Consider the following 23,450-nt stretch of genomic DNA (forward strand, 5'->3'; position numbering starts at 1 on the left):
GCATCCCCCGCTCCCGGCCTGCCCGCGTAGCGCAATAGTAGCCATGGCTATAGTAGCCATGTACTGTATTCCTCATGAGTTCGGCTTTCGAGGGCGCGACGCCCGGTTTCCTCGTGTGGCGCTTGTCCATGAAGTGGCGCGTCGCGGTCGACCGCGCGGTGGCGCCGCTGGGGCTGACGCACGCCCAGTACGCACTGGTGGCCTCGCTGCACGGCATGCACCGGGCCGGGCTGCGGCCCAGTCAGCGGCAGCTCGCCGACCACACGGGGCTGGAGGCGCTGTACGTGTCGAAGCTGGCCCGCGCACTGGAGACCGCCGGGCTGCTCGAACGGGCGCGGGACCCTCGCGACCCCCGCGCCGTGCGGTTGGCGCTCACCGGGGAGGGGCGCGACGTCACCCGCCGCGCGATCGACGTCGTCCAGGGCCTGCTGCACCAGCTGATGGAGCCGCTCGGCGGCCTCGACAGCGCCCGCGCACGGGAGTTCACCCGTGAACTGACGACCCTGCTCGACGTCCCCCTCCATCCAGACCTTCCCCTCGACCCAGCCCTTGTCGACCCGTCTCTTTCCGACCCGTCCCTGCCCGGCCCGTCTCTTCCTGGCCCGTCCCTTCCGGGCCCGCCCCCCACCGAGCACTCCCTTCCTTCTGAGCGCACCGAGGAGCAGTCATGACCACCCCTGCCACGACCACGCCCTCCACACCCACCCCGGCCGTCAACGGCCGTGTCATCGCTCTCGCCCACTACGCCGCCCGCGCCGCCCTGGAGACCGTGCTCACCCGGTACGACCTGACGTTCCAGCAGTCGGTGACGCTCCGCGTCGTCGCGGTCGCCGACGGGCCCGTCGCCCGCGAGGAGGTCGTGGACCAGGTCGTCCACTCCCTCAAGCTCAGCGCGGAGGAAGTACGCGGCGTCCTGGACGAGTTGGCCGCGGCAGAGCTGGTGGTGGCGGTCGACCGCCCCGCGGAGCCGGGCCTCGTCGCGATCACGGACGCCGGACGGGAGATCCATGCCAGGACCACCGCCGAGACCGGAGTGGTCTCCGCGAGGATCTACGCCGGCATCCCGGCGGAGGATCTCGCGGTCGCGGGCCGGGTGCTGGACCTCGTCACCGAGCGCGCCAACGCGGAACTCACAACCGGGCGCTGACCGGTCACCCCAGCACCCCCGCCGGGTCAGTGGAATATTCAACTGACTCGGCAGGTTGTCGGCGCCGAAGGAGGTCACAGTGGACACGACGTACTACGACCACGGGACACCGGCCGAGCGCTGGGAGCGCGCGCGGATGTTCTTCGACGCCGAGGAGTACGCGGCCGCCGCGCGCGTCCTCAGCGCGCTGGTCGAGGAGGTTCCGGAGCAGACCGGGCCCCGGCTGCTGCTGGCCCGTGCCTACTACCACTCCGCCCAACTGCGCCGTGCCGAAGACGAGTTGCGCGTACTCGTCGAGCGGGACCCGGTGGAGCACTACGCCCGGCTGCTGCTCGGCCGCACCCTGCAACGGCAGGCCCGGCACGACGAGGCGGAGTCCCACCTGCGCATCGCCTCGGCCCTCGCGGGCGACTTCGAGCGGCAGCGCTAGTCCGCGCCCTGCTCCGCGCCCTGCTTCGCCTCGGTTCGGCCCCCGTACGTCCGCTTGCCCTTGCGGTGGGCGATCTCGCCCAGGACGACGTCCACGGCGATGAACACGGCGAGCGGGATGCCGAGGAGCGGGACGAAGTAGCCGAGGACGGCGACGACCACCAGCGCGGGGACGAGGACCTGCGGGGGCACCTGCTGCCAGGCGCCGCGCGGGATCGGGCGGCCGAACGCGGAGGCCCGTCCGCGCTGCCACCACATGCGGTAGCCCCAGAGGATCAGCAGGACGAGGGAGGCCGCCAGCGCGATCAGCAGGAGCTGGTTGACCAGGCCGAACAGGACGCCGGTGTGGGCGTCGATACCCCAGCGGGTGAGCTTGGCCAGCACCGGGAAGTCGGCGAACCGGAGGGTGTCGGTGACCTCGGCGGTCGACGGGTCCACGGCCACCGCGTCCTGCTTGGTGGGCCAGCTGCGCTGGACCTGCTTCACCACGTACGCGGAAGACGCGTCGGCGGGCGGCACGATCTCGACCGGGTCGCCCAGGCCCTCCGCGCGGGCGGCGGCGAGGATCTTGTCCAAGTCGCCCTCAGGGGCGGCCCCTCCCTCCGCCGCACCCGTGCCGTGACCGCCGTGGTCGCCCGCCGCAGCGGAGATGGCCGGGGTGGCCTGGTGCAGTTCGGTGCGCAGGACGTCGATGTTGGCGCCGGCGTACGCCGACCAGGTCAGGCCCGTCGCCGAGAGGAAGAAGAACCCGGCCGCGGCCCACACACCGACCGTGCCGTGCAGGCCCAGGGTGCGGCGTCGGCCGCTGGTGCCGCGCACCTTGCGCTGGGCGCGACGGCGGCCGAACCAGAGGACGAGACCGCCGGCCGAGATGACCCACAGCCAGCTGGCGGCGAGTTCGCTGTAGAGGCGGCCGGTCTCACCGAGGTGCAGGTTGGCGTGGAACTTGTCGATCCAGGTCCGTAGCGGCAGTGCGCCGGTCGCGCCGTACTGCTCCAGCGCCCCGCGCACCTCCGCCGTGTACGGGTCGACGAACACCGCGAGCGTGTTGTTCTCGTCGACGCCCTTGACTCCGGAGAGCATCACCCGGGTCGTGGCGTCGTCCTCGGGTGAGGGACGCACCGCGGAGAGCGTGCCCTCGGGGTGCGCCTTGCGGGCGGCGGCCACCTGCTCGGAGATCGGCAGCTTCTCGTCGCCCACCTTCGCGACGGTCGTCTCGTCGGCGTAGACGATCTTCTCGATCTGGAACGAGGCGGCGTACAGTCCGCCTGTCAGGGCTGCGACCAGCAGGAACGGGGCGACCAGGACGCCCGCGTAGAAGTGCAGCCGCAGGACGAGCGGCCTGAGGGAGGCCCAGGCGCTCCTCGTCGCACCGTCGGGCGTGACGGGTTTCCTGGTCTCGTCCGTCTCGGTCGAGGGGGCGATGGTCATCGGCGGCTGCTCCGGGGTACGGGTACGGGGACGTCGTGGCGGTTCAGTAGTCGGAGCGTGAAGGCGCCGAGTTCCCGGCATTTAGTGTGACGTGGACCACATGGCCGGAAGGGGCGGACGGGCCCCCTCGGGGCCGGGAGAGCCGCCTCGCATCGGTTCATCTGGCTTGGCATGCTGGCGCGATGGCTTCCGAACGAGAGCGCGTCGAGTCCCGCCCGCTGAGCGACCGGGTCGAGGAACTCCTCGCCCACGAGGGCCCGCTGCCGATCGTGGCCGCGGGCGATCCGGTGCTGCGCCGCACGGCCGAGCCCTTCGACGGCCAGCTCGACGCCGGTCTGCTGGCCCGTTTCGTCGCCGCGCTGCGGGCCACCATGCACGCGGCGCCGGGCGTCGGCCTCGCCGCACCCCAGGTCGGGGTGTCCCTGCGGATCGCGGTGATCGAGGATCCGGCGCCGGTGCCGGAGGAGGTGCGGCTGGCCCGTGGGCGGGTCCCGCAGCCGTTCCGGGTCCTGGTCAACCCGGCGTACGAGGCGGTCGGACCGTACCGTGACGCGTTCTTCGAGGGCTGTCTGAGCGTGCCGGGGTGGCAGGCCGTGGTGGCCCGGCACGCCAAGGTGCGGCTGCGGGGACTCGACGAGCGGGGACGGGCGGTGGACGAGGAGTTCTCCGGGTGGCCCGCCCGTATCGTCCAGCACGAGACGGACCACCTGAACGGCACGCTCTACCTCGACCACGCCGAGCTGCGTTCCCTGTCCACGAACCAGGCGATGGCCGAGCGGTGGAACGATCCCACCCCGGCCCGCGCCGCCCGCGCCCTCGGCTTCCTGCTGCCCGACTGAGCGGCCGGCCCCATTGCGGGGCTGAGCGGCCGGACCCACTGCGGGGCTGAGCGCCGGACCGAGGCGGCTGCTCGGCCGCCGGGCGGAGCGGTTTCCCCCCGGCCTCGTTCCCGGACCCCGGTCCCGGTCCCCGGTCCCAATCCCCGGCGAGGCGGCTTCCTCCCCCGCTCCCCGGCGGGGCGGCCCGCCCTGCCGGTTCAGCCCCGGTACGCCTCCAGCAGCCGCAGCCAGATCTCGCTGATCGTCGGGTACGAGGGGACCGCGTGCCACAGCCGGTCGACGGGGACCTCCCCGGCGACGGCGATCGTGGCCGAGTGGATGAGTTCGCCGACGGCGGGCCCGACGAAGGTGACCCCGCGGAGGATCTCGCGGTCCAGGTCGACGACCATCCGGGCGCGGCCCCGGTAGCCGTCGGCGTACAGCCCGGCCCCGGCCACGGAGGAGAACTCGACGTCGACGGCGCGGACGCGGTGGCCGGCCCGTTCCGCCTCGGCGAGGGAGAGGCCGACGGAGGCGGCCTCGGGGTCGGTGAAGACGACCTGCGGGACGGCGCGGTGGTCGGCGGTGGCGGCGTGGGCGCCCCAGGGGTCGCTCTCCAGGATCGGGACACCGGCCGCGCGGGCGGCGATGGCGGCCCCCGCGATGCGCGCCTGGTACTTGCCCTGGTGGGTGAGGAGCGCCCGGTGGTTGGCGTCGCCGACCGCGTAGAGCCACTCGCTGCCGGTCACCCGGAGGCTGTCGTCGACGGGCAGCCAGGTGCCGGGTTCCAGGCCGACGGTGTCGAGGCCGAGGTCGTCGGTGCGCGGGGCGCGGCCGGTGGCGAAGAGGATCTCGTCGGCCTCCAGGCGGTCCCCGGTGTCGGTGAGCGCCACCACGGTGCCGTTCTCGCGGGTCACCGACGTCACGGACGTACCGGTGCGGACGTCCGCGCCGGCCTCGGTGAGCGCCTCGGCGACCAGTTCGCCGGCGAAGGGTTCCATGCGGGGCAGCAGGCCCTTGCCGCGGACCAGGACGGTGACCTCGGAGCCGAGGGCGCGCCAGGCGGTGGCCATCTCGACGGCGACGACACCACCGCCGACGACGATCAGCCGGCCGGGCACCTGCCGCGCGCTGGTGGCCTCGCGGCTGGTCCAGGGCCGTACCTCGTCCAGTCCGGGCAGATCGGGCAGGACGGCGCGGCTGCCGGTGGAGATCACCACGGCGTGGCGGGCGGTGAGGACGTGCCGGGCGCCGTCGGGGGCGTCGACGACGACCCGGCGGGCACCGGCCAGCCGGCCGTGGCCGCGGTGGAAGACCGCCCCGATGCTCTCCAGCCACGCGACCTGGCCGTCGTCCTTCCAGTCGGCGGCCTCGTAGTCGCGGTGGGCGAGCACCTCGGCGGCGTTCAGCGGGCCCTCGACGAGGTGGCGCAGACCGGGTACGCGGCGGGCGTCGGCCCGGGCGATCGCGGGGCGCAGCAGGGCCTTGCTGGGCATGCACGCCCAGTACGAGCACTCGCCGCCGGCGAGTTCGCTCTCCACGACCGCGGTGGACAGGCCGGCCGCGCGGGTGCGGTCGGCGACGTTCTCCCCCACGGGTCCGGCACCGAGCACCACCACGTCGTACATGGTCCCCGTGGTGTTCTCGTCGTTTTCGGTGTGTTCCGTATCCGTCATGGGGTCAGTCTGGTTGGTGGTGTGCGCCGTGGCCACATGGGTACGCGCGCGGAATACGCCACCGGCGGGTGGCGTTGTCGACAGCGGCTCACCCCGAGCACCGACACCCAGGAAGAGGGATGCACGCCATGAGCAGCACCGTGGAGCTCACCAAGGAGAACTTCGACCAGACGGTCACGGACAACGAGTTCGTCCTGATCGACTTCTGGGCGTCCTGGTGCGGGCCGTGCCGTCAGTTCGCGCCGGTCTACGAGAAGGCCGCCGAGGACAACCCGGACCTGGTGTTCGGCAAGGTGGACACCGAGGCGCAGCCGGAGCTGGCCCAGGCCTTCGGCATCCAGTCCATCCCGACGCTGATGATCGTCCGTGACCAGGTCGCCGTGTTCGCGCAGCCGGGCGCGCTGCCCGAGGCCGCGCTGACCGATGTGATCGGGCAGGCCCGCAAGCTGGACATGGACGAGGTCCGCAGGGCCGTCGCCGCCCAGCAGGCGCAGGTCGAGCAGAACGGTCAGTAGCCGGCGGGCCCACGACACCGACGGCGGCCCCCGCTGGGTCAGCTCGATTCGCGGTGGACGATCCGCGCGCCGAGCACATCGTGTGTGGTGGGCACCATGGCGGGGTCGCGGACCGCGCGGTCGACCAGTTCCGCGAGGTCGCGGCCGGACGGCAGCTCGATGTGGACGGTGCTGAGGCGCGGTCGCAGCAGACGGCCCAGCATGAGGTCGTCGGCGCCGACGACGGCCGTGTCGTCGGGGACGCCTATGCCCACGTCCCGCAGCGCCCGCATCACGAGCATCGCGTACTCGTCGTTGTACGCGAACACCGCGTCGAGGCCGAGGGAGCGCCACCGGGCGGCGAGCCGACCCGCGGCCTCCTCGTCATAGGCGAGGGGCAGTTCGGTGATCGTCGCCTCCGTGCCCCGCACCGCACGCCGCACGCCCTCCAGCCGGGGCCGGGAGAACACCCCGAGGCCCGGCTCGTCGGGCACGACGACACCGATACGGCGGTGCCCGCGCTCGACCAGGTGCCGGCCGGCGCTCTCGCCGACGACACCGTGGTCCAGGAGCAGCACATGGGCGCCCTCGACGGGTTCGGGGCTGAGGGTGACGACGGCGCGTGCGCCGGAGCGCTTCAGGATGGCCACGCCCTGCGGGCCGAGCCCCTCGCCGGGGACGATCACGGCGACCGGGCGCAGTTCGGCCCAGGCGCGGGCCGCCTCGTCGCCGCGCAGACCGACGCCGCCGTACTGCACGACGGTGTAGTCGAGGCGGCTGAGGGCCCACTGGAGATCGTTGATGAACTGGCTGTAGAGCGGCCCTATGGGCACGTTGGGGGTCGGCATGAGGACCATGCGGCTGTGACCGGCGCGCAGGCTGCGGGCGGCCGCGTGCGGGACGTACCCCAGCTCCTTCGCGGCCTCGTGGACACGGCGGCGGGTGGGCTCGCTGATGCGGACGGCGCTGGTGTTGTTGAGGACGTAACTGACGGTCGCTCGTGAGACACCCGCCAGGCGGGCCACATCGGCGCTCGTGGGCACGGACCGTTGCAGCGGCGCGGGCGGGGCGGGCTCTTTCGGTATCTGCACCATGACGACGGCATCCTTGCAGAAGCTGTGAAGGGCTTTCCGGCCGGGGGACTTCCGGCCACACGGGAGCTCGGGTCCGGGCCGTGCGAGGGCTCGGGGTCGGGCGACCGATCTTTGTGGCTGGGCAGTTTGGCGAATATGTTCGAAACCTGTTCAGTCCTGCAACCATTTCGCGCCATCTCCGTGAAGGTGGGGTGATGGCGGCGTTTGGTCTACCACCGCTGCCCCCTCCCCCGGCCGCGCCCGTACGCGCCCCGCCCTCGCCGCGGGGCGCGCGGCGGCGTTCCCGGTGGGCCGCGGAACGCGGTCGCGCCGGCAACGGGGCCGGTCGGCTGCCCGGGAGGCCCCTGAGAGCGAGCCCCCGGCGCGCCTGGGCGAGGGCGGGCCACGGATTCCCCACGAGATCCGCGCAAGAGGCGTGCGGAGGCCGCGCGGTCGGCGGGCGCCGGGGTCCGCACGGCCACTACGTCCGCGTAACACGCCAAAGCTATGGCGTGAACTGTGTGTTGGATATGCGTCGGCGTGGCCGGTACTCATGGTGGGACGGGGTCGGTCGGGCCCTCGCCCCGCACGGGCGGCGCCTCGGTGCGTCGGGGGTTCAGTGGGGATGCGCCGGGGCGCGCGGCGGCACCCGCCACTCGGGGCGGGGCGGACGTGTCCCCCCGACCCACGCGGAGTCCCTCCTGGGCTGGCCGGTCCGCGACCCGCACGGTCGGCTGCGGCTGCGACTGGCCCTCACGATGCGGCGCTTGGCACGCGGCTGGCGAGCGAGCGGGTGTTCGGGCGAGCGCCACACGTACCCGCGGACCGGGGCGGCCCGGCGGGGCCGTACACGTCGAACGTCCGCTCGCGTCCGCCGCGAACCGCCGTGGTCACCAGGGAAGTCGTCCTTCCCGTACCCTCGCCCGCACCCGGACGTTACCGTTCGGTAGACAACCTGCTACCGGAGGTGTTCCGTATGGCTGCCGACCGTGCCCCGGGTCTGGCGGAGTGTGCCCGTGCGCTGGCCGCCGGGGAGGTGACGTCACGTGAGCTGGTCGAGCGGACCCTCGCCCGGATCGAGGCCAGCCAGCCGACGGTCAACGCCTTCCGGCGGGTACGCGCCGAGGCGGCGCTGGTGGAGGCCGAGGCGGCGGACCGGGAGCTGGCGGCGGGCGGACGGCGGCCGCTGCTCGGCGTGCCGGTGGCCGTGAAGGACGACATGGACGTGGCGGGCGAGCCGACCGCGTTCGGCTGCCAGGGCGAGTTCCCGTCGCTGCCGGAGGACGGCGAGGCGGTACGGCGGCTGCGGGCGGCCGGGGCGATCGTGGTCGGCAAGACCAACACCTGCGAACTCGGGCAGTGGCCCTTCACCGAGGGGCCGGCCTTCGGCGCCACCCGCAACCCCTGGCACGCCGACCACACCCCCGGCGGCTCCTCGGGCGGCTCCGCGGCCGCCGTCGCCGCGGGAATCGTGCCGGGCGCGCTGGGCTCGGACGGCGCCGGCTCGATCCGTATCCCCGCGTCCTGGACGCACCTCATCGGCATCAAGCCGCAGCGCGGCCGTATCTCCACCTGGCCGCTCCCGGAGTCCTTCCAGGGCATCACCGTCAACGGCACCCTCGCCCGCACGGTCGCCGACGCCGCCCTCCTCCTCGACGCGGCCGCCGGGAACCACGAGGGAGACCTGCACCGGCCGGACGCCATCGACGCCTCCGGGGCCGTGGGGCGCGATCCGGGCCGACTGCGGATCGCGCTGTCCCTGAAGCCGCCGTTCACCGCGCTGCCCGCGCGGCTGGACCCCCGGGTGCGGGAGAAGGTCCGCGCGGTCGCCGAACGGCTCGCGGCGCTCGGGCACGAGGTCGAGGAGGCCGAGCCCCGCTACGGGCAGATCGGGCTCACCTTCATCCCGCGCGCCACCGCGGGCATCGCCGAACACGTCGGCGGAATCGCCCGGCCGGACCTCCTGGACCGGCGCACCCGCGACGCCGCCCGCCTCGGCCGACTGCTCGCCGGGGCGCCGCTGCGGCTGGCCCGCCGCGCCGAGGCCACGCTCCACCAGCGGATCGGCGCGCTGTTCACCACGTACGACGTGCTGCTCGCGCCGACCACCGCCGCTCCCCCGCCGCGGATCGGCTCCATGATCGGCCTCGGTGGGCTCGGCACGGACCGGGCGATGATCGCCGCCTGCCCGTACGCCTGGCCGTGGAACGTGCTCGGCTGGCCCGGCGTGAACGTACCGGCGGGGTTCGTGGGCGGGCTGCCGGTGGGCGCGCAGCTGCTGGGTCCCGCGAACAGCGAGCCGCTGCTGCTGTCGCTGGCCGCGCAGTTGGAGGCGGACCAGCGCTGGCACGAGCTGTGGCCGCCGGAGGCGACGACGCCGGCCGAATCCCCCGCGGTGTGAGCGGCACCGCCGTCCCCCGCACGGGTCCAGGGGGCGGGGTGCGACCCGTACGCTGTGACCATGGACGAAGCGTCGATGGTCGGGCTGATGGGACGGGTGACCGGTGCGGTCGGTCCCGGGCTCGTCGGCGAGGTGATCGTCCGGGTGCGCGGCGGGGCCGAGCACTTCCTGGCGTACCCCGCCTCCGCGAAGGACCGGATCGAGCCCGGGACCCTGGTGATGGTGATCGAGTACCTGCCGCCGCGCACGGTCTACGTCTCGGCGGCGTACGACAGTTGACGGTCCGTCGGGGGCTCTGGCCGCTCCCGCGGTGACGGTTCGCACCAAGACTGCAACAACGGTCCGCGCGGCTCTGTACCCCCGCCCGGCCCCTTGGGACACTCCCGACGTTCGGTGCCGAAAGGGCACCTGGCCGAGGGGGGTGTGCCGATGTTCATCGGCATCATCGCGGGGGCGACCGTAGCGGTGGCTCTGGTACTGATCGCTCTGTTCAAGCTCATGTGGCGTGTCGCCGAACCGAACGAGGCCCTGATCATCTCCGGCTCCAAGCACAAGATGGAGGGCCTGACGGAAGGCATGAACTTCCGTATCGTCACCGGGCGCGGCACGCTCGTGCTGCCGGGCATGCAGGCGGTGCGCAAGCTGTCGCTCGACCTCAACCAGACCGAGCTGGCCGTGGAGTGCGTGACCTTCCAGGGCATTCCGCTGAAGATCCGGGGCGTGGTCATCTTCAAGGTGGGCGACGACTTCGTGTCCATCGCCAACGCCGCCCGCCGCTTCCTCGGCCAGCAGAAACGGGTCTCGGAACGGGTGCACAACGTGTTCGCCGGTCATCTCCGGTCCATCGTCGGCGGATTGACGGTCGAGGACATGATCCGCGACCGCGAGAAACTGACCGGCCAGACACGGGCCGCGTGCGGGACGGAGATGGAGAAGCTGGGGCTGATCGTCGACTCGTTGCAGATCCACGAGATCGAGGACCCGACCGGCTACATCAAGAACCTCGCCATGCCGCACGCGGCGGCCGTCCAGCGGGACGCGCGGATCGCGCAGGCCGAGGCGAACCGGCTCGCCACCGAGGCCGAGCAGCAGGCGGCGGCGCGGATGGCGGAGGCCACCCGGGACAGCGAGATCCTCCAGGCCGGCTACCAGGCGGAGCGGGACAAGGCCGCCGCCAAGGCCAAGCAGGCCGGCCCGCTCGCCGAGGCGGGCGCCAAGCAGGAGGTCGTCGTGCAGGAGACCCGGGTCGCCGAGCTGGAGGCGTCACGGCGTGAGCAGCAGCTCCAGGCCGACGTGCGCAAGCCCGCGGACGCCAAGGCGTACGAGAAGCGGACCCTCGCCGAGGCCGAGCGCGACGCCCGTATCTCCGCCGCGCAGGCCAAGGCCAAGGAGACCGAACTCGCGGCCGCCGCCGAGGCGAACGCGACCCGCGCCACCGGTGAGGCGGAGGCCGCCGCCCGGCAGGCCAAGGGGCTCGCCGCCGCCGAGGCCGCCCGCGCGAAGGGGCTCGCCGAGGCCGAGGGCATCAAGGCGCGGGCCGCGGCGCTGGCCGACAACCAGGAAGCGGTGATCGCGCAGCAACTGGCCGAGCGGTGGCCGGAGATCGTGCAGGCGGGGGCGTCCGCGTTCGGCAACGTCGACAACATGGTGCTGCTCAACGGCGCCGACGGCATGGCCGACCTGTTCGCCAAGGCGCTGACGATGGGCGGCACGGGGCTGGGGCTGGCCCGGCAGTTGCTGGCGTCCATGAACCAGAACGGAACGCCCGACCGGGGCCCGGCCGCGGTCAACGGGCTGCCCGTGGAGAAGGTACCGGTGGACCGGGAGTCCTAGCCTCCCTCTGCCCATCGCTGACGGTGGCCGGGAGTCTTGGCCTCCCTCCCCCGTCGAAGGCACCGCCGTCGCTCGAGCCCGTGCGGTCGAGCCGCGCATCGCCACGGGGCCCGCGCTCCCTTGACGGGGGCGCGGGTTAGCGTTGCCCCCGTGACTGCGTTCGCCGATCAAGACGTTCCCGGCCGTTACGGCCCCTCCGCCACCACCGAGGCCGATCCGCGCACCGTGGGGCGGGTGCGTACGGAGTACTCGCCCGCGCACGACGGGGACCCCGACCCCGGGGAGATCGTGTGGACCTGGGTGCCGTTCGAGGAGAACGACGGGCGGGGCAAGGACCGGCCCGTGCTGGTGGTGGCGCGGGAGCCGGGCGGGACGTTCCTCGCCGTGCAGTTGTCGAGCAAGCGGCATGACGGGGACCGCGAGTGGGTGCCGATCGGCAGCGGGCCGTGGGACCGTTCGGGGCGGCCGTCCTGGGTGGATGTCGACCGGGTGCTCCGACTGCACGAGGCGGGGATGCGGCGGGAGGCGTGCGCCCTGGACCGGATGCGGTTCAACTCCGTCGTGCACCGGCTGCGTGAACGGTACGGCTGGCGCTGAGCCGTGTCCGCAAAGTCCCGTCTGCCCCGCACGCCTGGCACGACCTAGGGGATCCGGCTCGCGCCGGAGGATTCGGCCGGCGCTCCCGAGGAGCCGACGCGGAACTCCCGTTCGAATGCAGCCCGGACCGTCGCGCCCATCGTGCGGTCCAGGACGCCGAACACCACGTGCTCGAAGTGGCCCTCGAACCGGCCGCGGTCCGTGAGGAGCGCGCGGAACGCGGTCGCCACGTGCGCCGGGTCGTTGCCGAAGACACCGCAGCCCCAGGCACCCAGGACCAGCCTGCGGTAGCCGTTCGCCACGGCCGTCTCCAGGACCCGTTCCGCGCGCACGGCCAGGGCGCGCGGCAGCTCGCCGACGCGCTCCGGCGCCGTACGGCGGACGACCGACGCGTTCGGGGCGGCGGAGGTCAGGAAACCGGCCGTGTACGGGGCGGGCAGCAGGTCACCGCGGTCGTCGCGGAAGACGGGCACGGCCGGTGAGTGGATGACACGGTCCGTGTAGAACGGGTCGCGGTGGGCGCGGTGGTGGTCGTAGAAGCCGCGGGCCTCGCGTACGCAGACGTACAGGGCGGAGGCCCGACAGAGGGCCTCCTCCTGGGCCTGGGCGCCGTTCAGGTAGCCGCCGCCCGGGTTGCGGGCCGAGGCGAAGTTGAGGACGGCGACGGGCACCGTGCCGGTGAGGCGGCGGGCGGCCTCCAGGCTGCTCTCGCCGGTGACCTCGATCCGGGTCGGCGCGGACACGTGGGCGACCGGTGGGATCCGCACCGGGTCCGGGCCGTACAGGCGCGTACCCGAGCGGGCCGCGTCGATCCACTCCGCGAGCGACACCTCGCGGCCGTCCGGTGCGCGGTAGCGCCCCGCCGCGACGATGTCCTCGGTCTCCCGTGCGATGCCCCGCAGGCGGGCGCTCATGGCGCCACCCGCGTGCGCGCCATGAACGCCGACCGCGCGCGCTCCCCCGTCGTGCTCATGGACGCATCGTGGGCGATGCTGGTGCATGACCGCAACGGAGTTTTCCCGGCGTGAATGACCCTCGACGAGCGCGGGAAGAGGTGCCTGAAGTTCCCGGAAACAGAGATCGACGATCCGCATTGCCACGATCTGCACCCTTGTGCGAACGTCACACAGGGGTTTGGGTGGGACGAGCAACGCCGGTCCGGGCCCCCACGGCAGCGGATCGGCGACATGGTGGAATCTCAGGAGGATCCCGACATGTCAGATTCGGCCAGTGGCTGTACGGAGCAGCGCTCCCTGGTCACCGAGGCGGAGGTGGAGGCCCTCGTCCGGGGCATCTGCTTCAAGACCGGACCACCCCGCACCCTCGGTGTCGAACTGGAATGGCACGTCCATGAGCTGCGCGATCCGCGGCTCCCCGCGACACCCGCACGACTCGACGCGGCCTACGCCGCACTGCGGACCCTGCCCCTGGCGTCGTCGCTGACGATCGAGCCGGGTGGCCAGCTGGAGCTCAGCTCCGCTCCCGCCGCCTCCCTGATGGAGTGCGTCGGATCCGTCTCCGCCGACCTGGACGCCGTACGCGCGACGCTGCGCGAGGCGGACCTCGGCATCAGCGGCTTCGGCCATGATCCCTGGAACCCCCCGACCCGGTTCCTGCGCGAGCCCCGGTACGACGCGATGGAGGTGTACCTCGACCGCTTCGGGCCCGAGGGCCGGTCCATGATGTGCTCGTCGGCGTCCGTGCAGGTCTGCGTCGACGCCGGGTACGAGGAACCGGGCCCCCTCGGCTACCAGCGGCGCTGGTGGCTGACGCACCAGCTCGGCGCGGTGCTGCTGGCCGCGTTCGCGCACTCCCCGCTGGCGGGCGGCCGGGCCACCGGCTGGCGTTCGACACGGCAGTCGCTGTGGGCGGCGATGGACCCGGGCCGGACGACGGCCCCGGAACTGGACGGCGACCCGCGCGGCGCCTGGGCGCGGCTGGTGCTGGACGCGCCGGTGATGTGCATCCGCGCCGACGAGGGGCCCTGGGGTGTCCCGGGCGCCATGTCGTTCCGGGAGTGGATCCGGTCCGACACCCCGCCGAGCCGCGCCGATCTCGAGTACCACATGACGACGCTGTTCCCACCGGTACGGCCGCGCGGCCATCTGGAACTCCGCATGATCGACGCGCAGCCCGGTGAGGACGGCTGGATCGTGCCGCTCGCCGTGACGACAGCGCTGTTCGAGGACCCGGAGGCCACCGAGGTCGCCTACCGGGCGGTCAAGCCGCTGGCCGAGCGGGCCGGTTTTCTGCGGGCGCCGCGCAATCCGCTGTGGGACGCGGCCGCCCGTTCGGGCCTGGCCGACCCCGAGTTGCGGGAGGCGGCGGCCGTCTGCTTCGCCGCAGCGGCCGAGGCGCTGCCACGGCTCGGCGCGAGCACACGGGTGCTGGACGCCGTGGCGGAGTTCATCGACCGCCATGTGGCCCGGGGACGCTGTCCCGCCGACGATCTGCTCGACCAGTCGCACGGGAAGGACCTCCCCGCATGACCGCGCCCGAGACGCCGGCCCCGACGCACGACGCCGACCCCGAGATACTGCGGGAGCGCGCGCTGGCGGCGCTGACCACGGCCCGCGCCCGCACCGCGCTCCTCACCTCCGCCGTCGACGGACCCGACCTCACCGCGCAGCACTCGCCGCTGATGTCCCCGCTGGTGTGGGACCTCGCCCACATCGGCAACCAGGAGGAGCTGTGGCTGCTGCGCAACGTCGCGGGGCGGGAGGCGATGCGGCCCGAGATCGACGGGCTGTACGACGCCTTCGAGCATCCGCGTTCCGAGCGGCCCTCGCTGCCGCTGCTGCCGCCGGAGGAGGCCCGCCGCTACCTCGCCGAAGTGCGCGGCCGGGCCCTCGACGTGCTGGAGGGCAGCGACTTCCACGGCACCCGGCTCACCGAGGCGGGCTTCGCCTTCGGCATGATCGCCCAGCACGAACAGCAGCACGACGAGACGATGCTGATCACCCATCAGCTCCGCAGGGGCCCGGCCGTGCTGTCGGCGCCCGACCCCGACCCGGCGCCGCTGTTCACGGGGCCGGACGAAGTCCTCGTGCCGGGCGGGGAGTTCATGATGGGCACCTCGACCGAGCCGTGGGCGCTGGACAACGAACGGCCCGCGCACCGGCGTGTCGTCCCACCGTTCCACATCGACACCACCCCGGTGACGAACGGCGCCTACCAGGCGTTCATCGACGACGGCGGCTACGACGACGAGCGCTGGTGGACGGCGCGCGGCTGGGACCACATCCGCGCGCACGGCATCACCGCGCCGCTGTTCTGGCGGCGTGACGGCCGGCAGTGGCTGCGGCGGCGCTTCGGCGTCACCGAGGTCGTGCCGGCCGACGAGCCGGTGCTGCACGTGTGCTGGTACGAGGCCGACGCGTACGCCCGCTGGGCGGGGCGGCGGCTGCCCACAGAGGCCGAGTGGGAGAAGGCCGCCCGCCACGACCCGGTCACCGGGCGCTCCACGCGCTACCCGTGGGGCGACGCCGACCCGACGCCCGACCACGCCAACCTGGGCCAGCGCCACCTCCGTCCGGCGCCGGCCGGCAGCTACCCGGAGGGCGCGTCCCCGCTGGGCGTACGGCAGTTGATCGGTGACGTGTGGGAGTGGACGTCGAGCGACTTCCTGCCGTACCCGGGATTCACGGCGTTCCCGTACAAGGAGTACTCGGAGGTGTTCTTCGGCCCCGAGTACAAGGTGCTGCGGGGTGGTTCGTTCGCCGTGGACCAGGTGGCGTGCCGGGGGACGTTCCGCAACTGGGACTATCCGATCCGGCGGCAGATCTTCAGCGGATTCCGCACGGCCCGTGACGCGTCCCCGGAGGCCGTCTGATGTGCCGTCACGTGGCCTATCTGGGGCCGCAGGTGCCGCTGGGCGCGGTGTTGGTGGAGCCGCCGCACGGTCTGTTCCGGCAGTCGTGGGCACCGCGCCGGCAGCGGTACGGGACTGTCAACGCCGACGGTTTCGGCGTCGGTTGGTACGCGGACGGCGACCCGGTGCCGGGCCGCTACCGGCGGGCCGGGCCCATCTGGGGCGACCTGTCCTTCACGGATCTCGCCCGGGTGGTCCGCACGGGGGCGCTGCTCGCCGCCGTACGGGACGCCACGGTGCCGGGCGCGGACCAGGAGGCCGCGGCGGCGCCGTACGGCGGCGGGCCCTGGCTGTTCAGCCACAACGGGGCGGTCGCCGGGTGGCCCGGGGCCCTGGCGCCGCTGGCCGGCGGGCTGCCCGCCGTGGAGATCCTGTCGATGGAGGCCCGCAACGACTCCGCGTTCGTGTGGGCCCTGGTCCTGAACCGTCTACGGGCCGGTGACGAGGAGGGGCAGGCGCTGGCCGACACGGTCCTGGAGGTCGCGCGGGCGGCCCCCGGGTCGCGGCTCAACCTGCTGCTCACCAGTGGCGACAGCATCACCGCGACGGCGTGGGGCGACACCCTGTGGTACCTCGCCCGGCCCGGTCGCGGCACCGTCGTGGCGTCCGAGCCGTACGACGACGACCCGCACTGGGTCGAGGTGCCGGACCGCACGCTGCTCGTGGCCGACCGCACGGGCGTCCTGCTCACCCCGCTCAAGGAACCGGAGGGAACCGGGCGCCCGGGCGCCGGTCCAGTCCCCGTACCACCGAAGGAGTCCCCTGCGTGAGCCCGTTCCACCTCACCCGCACCCTGCCCGAGGACGCCACGGGCGCGGCCCTGCGCGCCGACGTCCTGAACGGCCTCACCCGAACGCCGAAGACGCTGCCGCCCAAGTGGTTCTACGACGCGCACGGCAGTGAACTGTTCGACCGGATCACCGAGTTGCCGGAGTACTACCCGACCCGTGCCGAGCGGGAGATCCTGCTCGGCCGGGCGGCGGAGATCGCCGCGGCGAGCGGTGCGCGCACGCTCGTCGAGCTGGGTTCCGGCTCGTCCGACAAGACGCGGCATCTGCTGGACGCGATGCCGGAGCTGCACGCGTACGTGCCGGTCGACGTGAGCGAGAGCGCGTTGCGGCAGGCCGGCGAGGCGCTGGTCGCCGAGCGGCCGGGGCTGGAGGTGCACGCCCTGATCGCGGACTTCACCGCCGGGATCCGGCTGCCCGAGGCGCCGGGGCCGCGGCTGGTGGCGTTCCTCGGCGGCACGATCGGCAATCTCGTCCCCGGGGAACGGGCCGCGTTCCTGACCTCCGTGCGGGCCCTGCTGGCGCCCGGCGACGCGCTGCTGCTGGGCACGGACCTGGTCAAGGACGAGGCGGTGCTGGTCGCCGCGTACGACGACGCGGCCGGGGTGACGGCCGCGTTCAACAAGAACGTCCTGTCCGTCATGAACCGTGAGCTGGGGGCGGACTTCGATCCCGGCGCGTTCGACCACGTCGCCCTGTGGGACGCCGAGCGGGAGTGGATCGAGATGCGGTTGCGGTCGCGGACCGCGCAGACCGTGAAGGTCCCCGCGCTCGATCTGGCGGTCGACTTCGCGGCCGGCGAGGAACTGCGGACGGAGGTGTCGGCCAAGTTCCGCAGAGAGGTGGTGACGGCCGAACTGGCTGCGGCCCGCCTGAACCTGACCCATTGGTGGACGGACGAGGAGGGCCGCTTCGCGCTGTCCTTGAGCATGGCGGGGTGACCGGGCGGGGTTCGGCACATTACCGCCCACCCGGGCCCGCCGAACCACCCGCACCCCGTCCGCGCCCGGCGACAACCGTCTCGCGCGGGAGCGCGACGTGGGGCACCGTGGAGGGACGTGTGGCCGCCGGCCACGGCGAGAGGTCCCGATTGGAGTAGCCGTATGTCCGACCACGTGTACCGGGTCACCGAGATCGTCGGCAGTTCGGGCGAGAGCGTCGACCACGCCATCCGCAACGGCATCGCCCGTGCCGCCCAGACCCTGCGCAACCTGGACTGGTTCGAGGTGACGCAGGTCAGGGGGCACATCGAGAACGGCGAGATCGCGCACTACCAGGTCGGCCTGAAGGTCGGTTTCCGACTCGAGGGCACCGACTGACCGCTCGCAGGTACGACGCCCTCGTCCCGGCACGGCGTCAGGTGCGGCCCTCCCGTTCCTGCGCCACCTTCAGCTCGGCGGAGGCGACGGCCCAGCGCGCCCGTACGACGGGGAAGCCCGCCCGCTCCGCGTCCTCGCATACCAGTTCGTCGTCGTCCACGAGGACGCGGATCTCGCGGGTCCCGGCCAGCTGCCGCAGGATCTCCAGCTTCGTGCGGCGGGCCGGCCTGCGGTCGTGGTTCCGCCGCATCCAGATCCGCCCCTCGGGGAGCCCCTGCACGGCGAGCCAGTCGACGGTGTCGCGCCGGCACCGCTCCGGGCGCCCGGTGAGATACACGACCTCGCACTCCTCGGCGTACCGCAGCGCCAGCTCGATGCCCTCCGCCAGCGGCGGATCCTGCGGGGCGGCGGCGAAGAACGCGTCCCAGTCGCGCGGCTTGCGCTCCAGGTACCGCTGCCGGTGCGCGGTGTCGGCGAGCGTGTTGTCGAGATCGAATACGGCGAGGGGCCTGCTGTCGTCGGTCACGGGTCCAGCCTAGGCAGAGCGTTACTCGTGTCGTCCCCCGCCGCTTCACACAAGGCACACAAACCCCTCCCATAGCTTTAAGTTTCAAACGTTAGGCTCGTCCTCTCTCCCCCCACAACAGCACAGGAGAATCGGCGTGCTTGACGGCGAAGTGATCGTGATCGGCGGCGGATACGGGGGCATCCGCCTCGCCAAGCAACTGGACGAGTACGCGCGGGTCACCCTGGTGGACCGCAAGGAGGTCTTCTTCCATCGCATCGCCGCCCTGCGCGCCGGTGTGCGGGAGGAATGGACGACGGCGCCCTTCATCCCCTACGACCGGCTGCTGGGCAACGGCCGGGTGATGGAAGGCAAGGCGGTCACCATCGACACCGGCGAACGGTACGTGAAGCTGGCCACCGGTGAGCGGCTGCCGTACGACGTGGTGGTCATCGCCACCGGCGCCGACTATCCGGAGCCCGCCCGCTTCCTCGGGACGACCACGGAGGAGGCGACCAAGACGTTCACGGCGCACCAGGAGAGCATCGCCGCTGCCGACCATGTGCTCGTCGTGGGCGGCGGTCCCGGCGGTGTGGAGCTCGCGGCGGAGATCCGGCTGGCCCGGCCCGCCACCCGGGTGACGCTCGCGCACGCGGGGTCGGCGCTGCTCAGCTCGACGGGCAGCAAGTGGGCCGGGCGGCGGGCCCTGGCGTGGCTGGAGTCGCACGACGTGGAGGTGCGCCTCGACTCGTTCATCTCCCCCGGCGCCGACTTCGGCACGTACCGGGACGGCCGCGGCCATCTCATCGAGGCGGATCTGTCGTTCTGGGCGACCGGCACCACCCCGAACACGCTGTGGCTGCGGCTGGCCGGGCACGGCGACTGGCTGAACGCGGCCGGGCATGTGAAGGTCGACCGGATGCTGCGGGTCGACGGGCGGCTCGACGTGTTCGCGGTCGGTGACGTGAACGACGTCACCGAGCTGAAGATCACCCCCGCCGCGATCGCCCAGGCGGACATCGCCGCGCACAACATCCGCGCCTATCTGGGGGGTTCGGGCAAACATCGCAAGGAGCCGCGTTTCTACCGGCCGGTCCGGCGGACCCCGCTGATCGTGCCGTTCGGCCCGGCCGACGGGCTCACCCTGATCCCCGTGCCGGGCGGCGAGACAGCCGTCCTCGGCAGCCGCACCAGCACCCTCGCGAAGGCGAGGACCCTGATGACGCCGTACGTACGCAGGCAACTCGGGTATTCCGCCTAGCCCCCGCTTCCGGCGCGGGCTCCGGTCAGCCCGTGCCGGACGGGGTGTCGGGCACCGGGACTGGGCGGTGAGCAGGGCTGGGACGCCGACCGGGGCACTGGTCGGCCGCCACGACGTCGTCGGCGCCGATCACGGCTACGACGCCAACGACGAGGACGAGGCCCGCGAGGTGTGCCCGCTGATCGCCGAGCACGTGCGGCGTGGCCTCACCGGGAGAGAGGCGTCCTGACGCGTACCCCTCCGCGTCACATGGCCCGGCCGCGCAGGGGTACGCGGACCGCATGAATGACGGCAAGGCACCAGACCCCAAGGAGAGGGCCGAGCAGGCGGAGGCGGCAGAGGAGGCCCGCGCCGCCGCTCGTCCCTTCAGTTATCCGCATCCCGAGCGGCGCGCCGGGGTGCGCGCCACCCGGCACATCAGCCGGGAACAGGCCGACGCGGACAGCGTCCCCGGCGTGCCGGGCGGCTACGGCAGCACCGGCGGCGGTCAGACGGGCGGTCGCGGCACACCTCGTCCGGGTGACGACACGGCGGACGAGTCCGGCGTGACCGACGTCGTCTCGGGACGTGAGCCGCAGGCCGATCGGGGAGGTGAGGAGCGGTAGGTACCTCGAAGACGCTCGCGGGGCGGACGCGGGGGCGGGCGGGACCCCCGGTGATCTCCGCCGGGCCGCGACGACGATACTGGCAGGCGCACGTGCCCCTGCTGCCCGATGGACTCATGCCTGCCTCCACCACAGCCCGTCCCACGACGCCTCCCACGGTGTGGCCGGCGCGCGGCCGCCACGTCGGACCCGACGCGGAGGACGTCCTCCGTCACACCCTGCGCCGGCTCAAGGACAGCCGGACCATCGACGACTTCCTGGAACTGCCCGACCCCGGGGGCGATTCCCCCGAGCGGGTCTTCCAGGCCCGTTGGCGGGTCGCCGGGGAGGTGACGGTGCGCGCCCGGCTGAGTCTCGCGCCGGACCTCGGCGCCGGGCGGGAGTGGACGATCGTCGCGGAGGCGGAGGAGCCGTGGGACCCGGCGTGGCCGTCCCCCGTCACCCGGTTCTGGCCGGAGTACGGCGACTGGGACCACGACGCGGCCACGGGCCTGTCGCTGAGCAGGATCAATGCCCTGCCCGAGGACGACAAGGACGCCCGCCGTCTCCTCAGGGACGCCGGGCACGCCGGATGGTGCGTCCACGTCGTCGTCCACGAGGCCATGAGCACCGACGAGCGCGGCCGGCTGCCGCTGGCCCGGTGGCTGGCGCCGAGCCTGCGGCACCGCGTGGTGGAACACCGTGCCGCCCCGCACCAGTTGCGGGTGGTGAACTGGGCGCTGCGGGAGTTCGACCTGGAGGTCCCGCGCGGCGGCGCCGTCGTACTGCCCGGCAGACCGGCGCCCGCCGACCTCGACGCCGGGGAGTTCTCCGTACGCGCGGTGTTCCTGGACGGTTCGGAGCCGACCGACCTGATCGCGGCGGTGACACGGTTCGCCGCGCTGCCGCGGCCCCTGCCGGACGGCGCGGACGCCGCCCTCACCGCGCTGCGGGAGGAGTGGCATCTGCTCACGCTGGAGGAGGAACTCGTCCGCGAGCGGAAGCTGGTGGCGATGTACGCCGAGGCGCTGGAGGCCATGACGCAGTCCCGGGACCTGTACCGGGAGGCGGCCGAACGTGCGCACGAGGCGCTCGCCGTGTACCGCGAGTCGGCCGCGGCCGCCCCCGCCGAGCAGCAGCCGTCCGCGACGCAGTCGACGTCCCCCTTCCAGCAGTTGACGCGCACGCTGGAACGCCTGAAGGGCGGCCCCAGAACCTGGCGCCCCGCCCCCGCGCCCCGAGCCGGCGACGGCGACGGCGTGAGCCAGACCTCCGCCCGGACGGAGACGACGGAGACCTAGGGTCTGTCGTTTGGATCATGCCGGCTTCGGGCTACGGCACCTTGTGGCTGCCGGTGAGCCCCGCGCCCCAGGCATGATCCAAACGACAGGCCCTGGGCCGCTTGGCCCGGCGGGGAAGGACCGATGTTCCCCGCCGGGCCGCTGCGACTGCTCGACACTCCGAACTCGGCCTACTCAGGTCTTGCTCAGGTATGGAATCCCGGCATCGACAGGTACTTGAGCTGCTGGTACTCGTGGAGGCCCTCGGGCCCGCCCTCACGGCCCAGACCGGACTGCTTGATCCCGCCGAAGGGTGCCGCGACCTCGGAGACCAGGCCGCGGTTGATGCCGACCATTCCGGCCTGCAGCTGGGCGGCGATCCGCCGGGCGCGGTCGACGTGGGACGTCATCACATACGACGCGAGGCCGTGCTCGGTATCGTTGGCCACTGCTATGGCCTCGGCTTCGGTGGAGAAGCGGTGGATGGCGGCGACGGGACCGAAGACCTCCTCGTGCATGATCGCGGCGTCGGCGGGGACGTGGTCCAGCACGGTCGGCGCCGCGTAGTGGCCCGGCCCGTCAGGAATGTCCGCCTCCGCGACGACGACGGCACCACGGGCCACGGCGTCCTCGACGAGATGGCGGACCTTGTCCACCGCCCGGTGGTCGGCCAGCGGGCCTAGCCCGGTGTCCTCCCGGTCCGGGGCACCCACCCGGATCGCGGCGATCCGTTCGCCGAGCGCCGCGGCGAACGCGTCGGCGATTCCCTCCTGGACGAGGAACCGGTTGGCACCGACGCAGGACTGGCCGCCCAGGCGCATCTTCGCGATCATCGCTTCACGGACCGCGAGGTCGAGGTCGGCGTCGTCGAAGACCAGGAACGGCGCGTTGCCGCCCAGCTCCATCGAGGTGCGCAGCACCCGCGCACCACTCTGCTGGAGCAGCAGCCTGCCGACCGGTGTGGACCCGGTGAACGACAGCTTGCGCAGCCGGGGGTCGGCCAGCAGCGCCGTGGTGACCGCCGCCGCGTCGCTGCTGGTGATCACGGTCAGGACACCGGGAGGCGCGCCGGCCTCACGCGCCAGCTCGCCCAGCGCCAGGGAGGACAGCGGGGTGAGAGCGGCCGGTTTGAGTACGGCGGTGCAGCCGGCGGCGAGGGCTGCGGCGGCCTTGCGGGCGGCCATGGCCAGGGGCACGTTCCACGGGGTGATGAGCAGGCAAGGCCCGACCGGTTCGGCGACGGTGACGATGTGACTCCTGCCGTCCGGGGAGGGGGTACTGCGCCCGTGCGGACGGACCGCCTCCTCCGCGTACCAGCGGAAATAGGCCGCGGCGTAGTCGACCTCGCCCCGGGCTTCGGTGATCGTCTTGCCGATCTCCAGGGTGATGATCCGGGCGAGACGCTCACGGTGTTCGATCAGGGAGTCGGTGAGCCGGTGCAGGACGGTCGCACGGTCCCGTGGGCTGGTGCGGGCCCACTGGTCGGCAGCCGCGGCCGCCGCGTCCAGTGCGCTCACCGCGTCCTGCGGGCCGCAGTCGGCGACGGTGGCGATGACTTCCTCGGTTGCGGGGTTGCGTACCTCGAAGGTGCGGCCACCGGTGGCGGGTTGCCATCCGTAGGCAAGGAAACCACGGGGGACGGATTCCAGGACTTCCGACTGCCATGAGGGAGCGGTGAGCGTGTCTGTCATCGCACGGCCCTTTCGATGTTCGTACCGGCCGGATGGAGCCCCGAGGCAGCATGGGCGGCGGTGGCGGTGGCGGTGGTCATACGGCGTCACCCGCGGGGTTGGCGACGCCGACGGTGTTTTCGACCGAGAGCAGGGATTCCTGTCGTCCGGAGCCGAGCCAGCGGACCAGGGCGACGAGGCCGAGGGCGAGGATGGCGAAGGCGATGAGGATGGCGCTGACGGCGGTGACGCTGGGGTCGATCTCGAAGGTGA

The 23,450-nt window shown here is 73.0% G+C and carries 23 protein-coding genes and 1 pseudogene; 18 read left to right on the forward strand and 6 right to left on the reverse strand.

Features of this window, described 5'->3' with window-relative positions; all coding sequences use genetic code 11:
• Positions 1 to 74: 74 nt before the first annotated feature.
• From ACZ4Z3_RS37610 to ACZ4Z3_RS37620, 3 genes and pseudogenes are all read left to right on the forward strand, one after another.
• Positions 75 to 527: pseudogene (locus tag ACZ4Z3_RS37610) on the forward strand (MarR family winged helix-turn-helix transcriptional regulator); the annotation flags it as partial.
• A gap of 140 nt (positions 528 to 667) precedes the next feature.
• Positions 668 to 1,147, forward strand: coding sequence for a MarR family transcriptional regulator (locus ACZ4Z3_RS37615; protein ID WP_468505271.1), 480 nt, complete (start codon positions 668 to 670; stop codon positions 1,145 to 1,147).
• 79 nt (positions 1,148 to 1,226) lie between these two features.
• Entirely contained in the window at positions 1,227 to 1,577 is a 351-nt protein-coding gene (locus tag ACZ4Z3_RS37620; protein ID WP_468505272.1) for a tetratricopeptide repeat protein, read from the forward strand.
• Here ACZ4Z3_RS37620 and ACZ4Z3_RS37625 read toward each other — a convergent pair.
• A complete protein-coding gene (locus tag ACZ4Z3_RS37625; protein WP_468505273.1) occupies positions 1,574 to 3,007 on the reverse strand; it encodes a PepSY-associated TM helix domain-containing protein in 1,434 nt (477 codons plus the stop codon). The two genes, ACZ4Z3_RS37620 and ACZ4Z3_RS37625, sit on opposite strands and share 4 nt — an antisense overlap.
• 182 nt (positions 3,008 to 3,189) lie before the next feature.
• On the opposite strand from ACZ4Z3_RS37625, the gene ACZ4Z3_RS37630 reads away from it, so the two are divergent.
• Complete coding sequence (locus tag ACZ4Z3_RS37630) at positions 3,190 to 3,846, forward strand: peptide deformylase (RefSeq protein ID WP_468505274.1); 657 nt, start codon at positions 3,190 to 3,192, stop codon at positions 3,844 to 3,846.
• A 197-nt stretch (positions 3,847 to 4,043) separates the two neighbouring features.
• Here the strand turns inward: ACZ4Z3_RS37630 and ACZ4Z3_RS37635 are convergent, their stop codons facing one another.
• Entirely contained in the window at positions 4,044 to 5,501 is a 1,458-nt protein-coding gene (locus tag ACZ4Z3_RS37635; protein ID WP_468505275.1) for a dihydrolipoyl dehydrogenase family protein, read from the reverse strand.
• A gap of 128 nt (positions 5,502 to 5,629) precedes the next feature.
• Between ACZ4Z3_RS37635 and trxA the strand changes: the two genes are divergently transcribed.
• Positions 5,630 to 6,016, forward strand: coding sequence for a thioredoxin (trxA, locus tag ACZ4Z3_RS37640; protein ID WP_468505276.1), 387 nt, complete (start codon positions 5,630 to 5,632; stop codon positions 6,014 to 6,016).
• A gap of 38 nt (positions 6,017 to 6,054) precedes the next feature.
• On the opposite strand, the gene ACZ4Z3_RS37645 is transcribed toward trxA, so the two are convergent.
• Positions 6,055 to 7,089, reverse strand: a complete 1,035-nt coding sequence (locus ACZ4Z3_RS37645; protein ID WP_468505277.1) for a LacI family DNA-binding transcriptional regulator — start codon at positions 7,087 to 7,089, stop codon at positions 6,055 to 6,057.
• Positions 7,090 to 8,044: 955 nt separating this feature from the next.
• On the opposite strand from ACZ4Z3_RS37645, the gene ACZ4Z3_RS37650 reads away from it, so the two are divergent.
• The 4 genes from ACZ4Z3_RS37650 to ACZ4Z3_RS37665 all read left to right on the forward strand — a co-directional run bounded on the left by ACZ4Z3_RS37650 (position 8,045) and on the right by ACZ4Z3_RS37665 (position 11,899).
• On the forward strand, positions 8,045 to 9,469 hold the full coding sequence (locus ACZ4Z3_RS37650) for an amidase (RefSeq protein ID WP_468505278.1): 1,425 nt from the start codon (positions 8,045 to 8,047) through the stop codon (positions 9,467 to 9,469).
• Positions 9,470 to 9,523: 54 nt separating this feature from the next.
• Positions 9,524 to 9,748, forward strand: coding sequence for a hypothetical protein (locus ACZ4Z3_RS37655; protein ID WP_055513823.1), 225 nt, complete (start codon positions 9,524 to 9,526; stop codon positions 9,746 to 9,748).
• A gap of 150 nt (positions 9,749 to 9,898) precedes the next feature.
• Positions 9,899 to 11,302, forward strand: coding sequence for a flotillin family protein (locus ACZ4Z3_RS37660; protein WP_468505279.1), 1,404 nt, complete (start codon positions 9,899 to 9,901; stop codon positions 11,300 to 11,302).
• A gap of 150 nt (positions 11,303 to 11,452) precedes the next feature.
• Positions 11,453 to 11,899: a type II toxin-antitoxin system PemK/MazF family toxin gene (locus ACZ4Z3_RS37665; RefSeq protein WP_468505280.1), complete on the forward strand. Its 447-nt coding sequence runs from the start codon at positions 11,453 to 11,455 to the stop codon at positions 11,897 to 11,899.
• Positions 11,900 to 11,943: 44 nt separating this feature from the next.
• Here the strand turns inward: ACZ4Z3_RS37665 and ACZ4Z3_RS37670 are convergent, their stop codons facing one another.
• Positions 11,944 to 12,813, reverse strand: coding sequence for a TIGR02452 family protein (locus ACZ4Z3_RS37670; protein WP_468505281.1), 870 nt, complete (start codon positions 12,811 to 12,813; stop codon positions 11,944 to 11,946).
• A gap of 300 nt (positions 12,814 to 13,113) precedes the next feature.
• Here ACZ4Z3_RS37670 and egtA point away from each other — a divergent pair, with 300 nt between their 5' ends.
• The 5 genes from egtA to ACZ4Z3_RS37695 all read left to right on the forward strand — a co-directional run bounded on the left by egtA (position 13,114) and on the right by ACZ4Z3_RS37695 (position 17,877).
• Positions 13,114 to 14,388, forward strand: a complete 1,275-nt coding sequence (gene egtA / locus ACZ4Z3_RS37675) for an ergothioneine biosynthesis glutamate--cysteine ligase EgtA (protein ID WP_468505282.1) — start codon at positions 13,114 to 13,116, stop codon at positions 14,386 to 14,388.
• Positions 14,385 to 15,731, forward strand: a complete 1,347-nt coding sequence (gene egtB, locus ACZ4Z3_RS37680; protein WP_468505283.1) for an ergothioneine biosynthesis protein EgtB — start codon at positions 14,385 to 14,387, stop codon at positions 15,729 to 15,731. The genes egtA and egtB overlap by 4 nt, the downstream gene beginning before the upstream one ends.
• The gene (gene egtC / locus ACZ4Z3_RS37685; protein WP_468505284.1) at positions 15,731 to 16,540 is read left to right on the forward strand and encodes an ergothioneine biosynthesis protein EgtC; all 810 of its coding nucleotides are present in this window, start codon (positions 15,731 to 15,733) and stop codon (positions 16,538 to 16,540) included. Before egtB ends, egtC begins: the two co-directional genes overlap by 1 nt.
• Positions 16,537 to 17,499 (forward strand): L-histidine N(alpha)-methyltransferase, encoded by a 963-nt coding sequence (gene egtD, locus ACZ4Z3_RS37690; RefSeq protein ID WP_468505285.1) that lies wholly within the window; start codon positions 16,537 to 16,539, stop codon positions 17,497 to 17,499. The genes egtC and egtD overlap by 4 nt, the downstream gene beginning before the upstream one ends.
• Before the next feature lie 162 nt (positions 17,500 to 17,661).
• The gene (locus ACZ4Z3_RS37695; protein WP_055541560.1) at positions 17,662 to 17,877 is read left to right on the forward strand and encodes a dodecin; all 216 of its coding nucleotides are present in this window, start codon (positions 17,662 to 17,664) and stop codon (positions 17,875 to 17,877) included.
• A gap of 37 nt (positions 17,878 to 17,914) precedes the next feature.
• On the opposite strand, the gene ACZ4Z3_RS37700 is transcribed toward ACZ4Z3_RS37695, so the two are convergent.
• The gene (locus tag ACZ4Z3_RS37700; protein WP_468505286.1) at positions 17,915 to 18,403 is read right to left on the reverse strand and encodes a phosphatase domain-containing protein; all 489 of its coding nucleotides are present in this window, start codon (positions 18,401 to 18,403) and stop codon (positions 17,915 to 17,917) included.
• Between the two features lie 136 nt (positions 18,404 to 18,539).
• Here ACZ4Z3_RS37700 and ACZ4Z3_RS37705 point away from each other — a divergent pair, with 136 nt between their 5' ends.
• From ACZ4Z3_RS37705 to ACZ4Z3_RS37720, 4 genes are all read left to right on the forward strand, one after another.
• Positions 18,540 to 19,643 carry an FAD-dependent oxidoreductase gene (locus ACZ4Z3_RS37705; RefSeq protein WP_468505287.1) on the forward strand — a complete coding sequence of 368 codons (1,104 nt, stop codon included), beginning with the start codon at positions 18,540 to 18,542 and terminating at the stop codon, positions 19,641 to 19,643.
• A gap of 67 nt (positions 19,644 to 19,710) precedes the next feature.
• Entirely contained in the window at positions 19,711 to 19,872 is a 162-nt protein-coding gene (locus ACZ4Z3_RS37710) for a hypothetical protein (RefSeq protein WP_468505288.1), read from the forward strand.
• A 52-nt stretch (positions 19,873 to 19,924) separates the two neighbouring features.
• Positions 19,925 to 20,248, forward strand: coding sequence for a hypothetical protein (locus ACZ4Z3_RS37715; RefSeq protein WP_468505289.1), 324 nt, complete (start codon positions 19,925 to 19,927; stop codon positions 20,246 to 20,248).
• A gap of 116 nt (positions 20,249 to 20,364) precedes the next feature.
• A complete protein-coding gene (locus ACZ4Z3_RS37720; RefSeq protein WP_468505290.1) occupies positions 20,365 to 21,528 on the forward strand; it encodes a hypothetical protein in 1,164 nt (387 codons plus the stop codon).
• Between the two features lie 185 nt (positions 21,529 to 21,713).
• Here the strand turns inward: ACZ4Z3_RS37720 and ACZ4Z3_RS37725 are convergent, their stop codons facing one another.
• Positions 21,714 to 23,198 carry an NAD-dependent succinate-semialdehyde dehydrogenase gene (locus tag ACZ4Z3_RS37725; RefSeq protein ID WP_468505291.1) on the reverse strand — a complete coding sequence of 495 codons (1,485 nt, stop codon included), beginning with the start codon at positions 23,196 to 23,198 and terminating at the stop codon, positions 21,714 to 21,716.
• Between the last annotated feature and the right edge of the window lie 252 nt (positions 23,199 to 23,450).

The organism is Streptomyces sp. NPDC030296 (genome assembly GCF_055572815.1).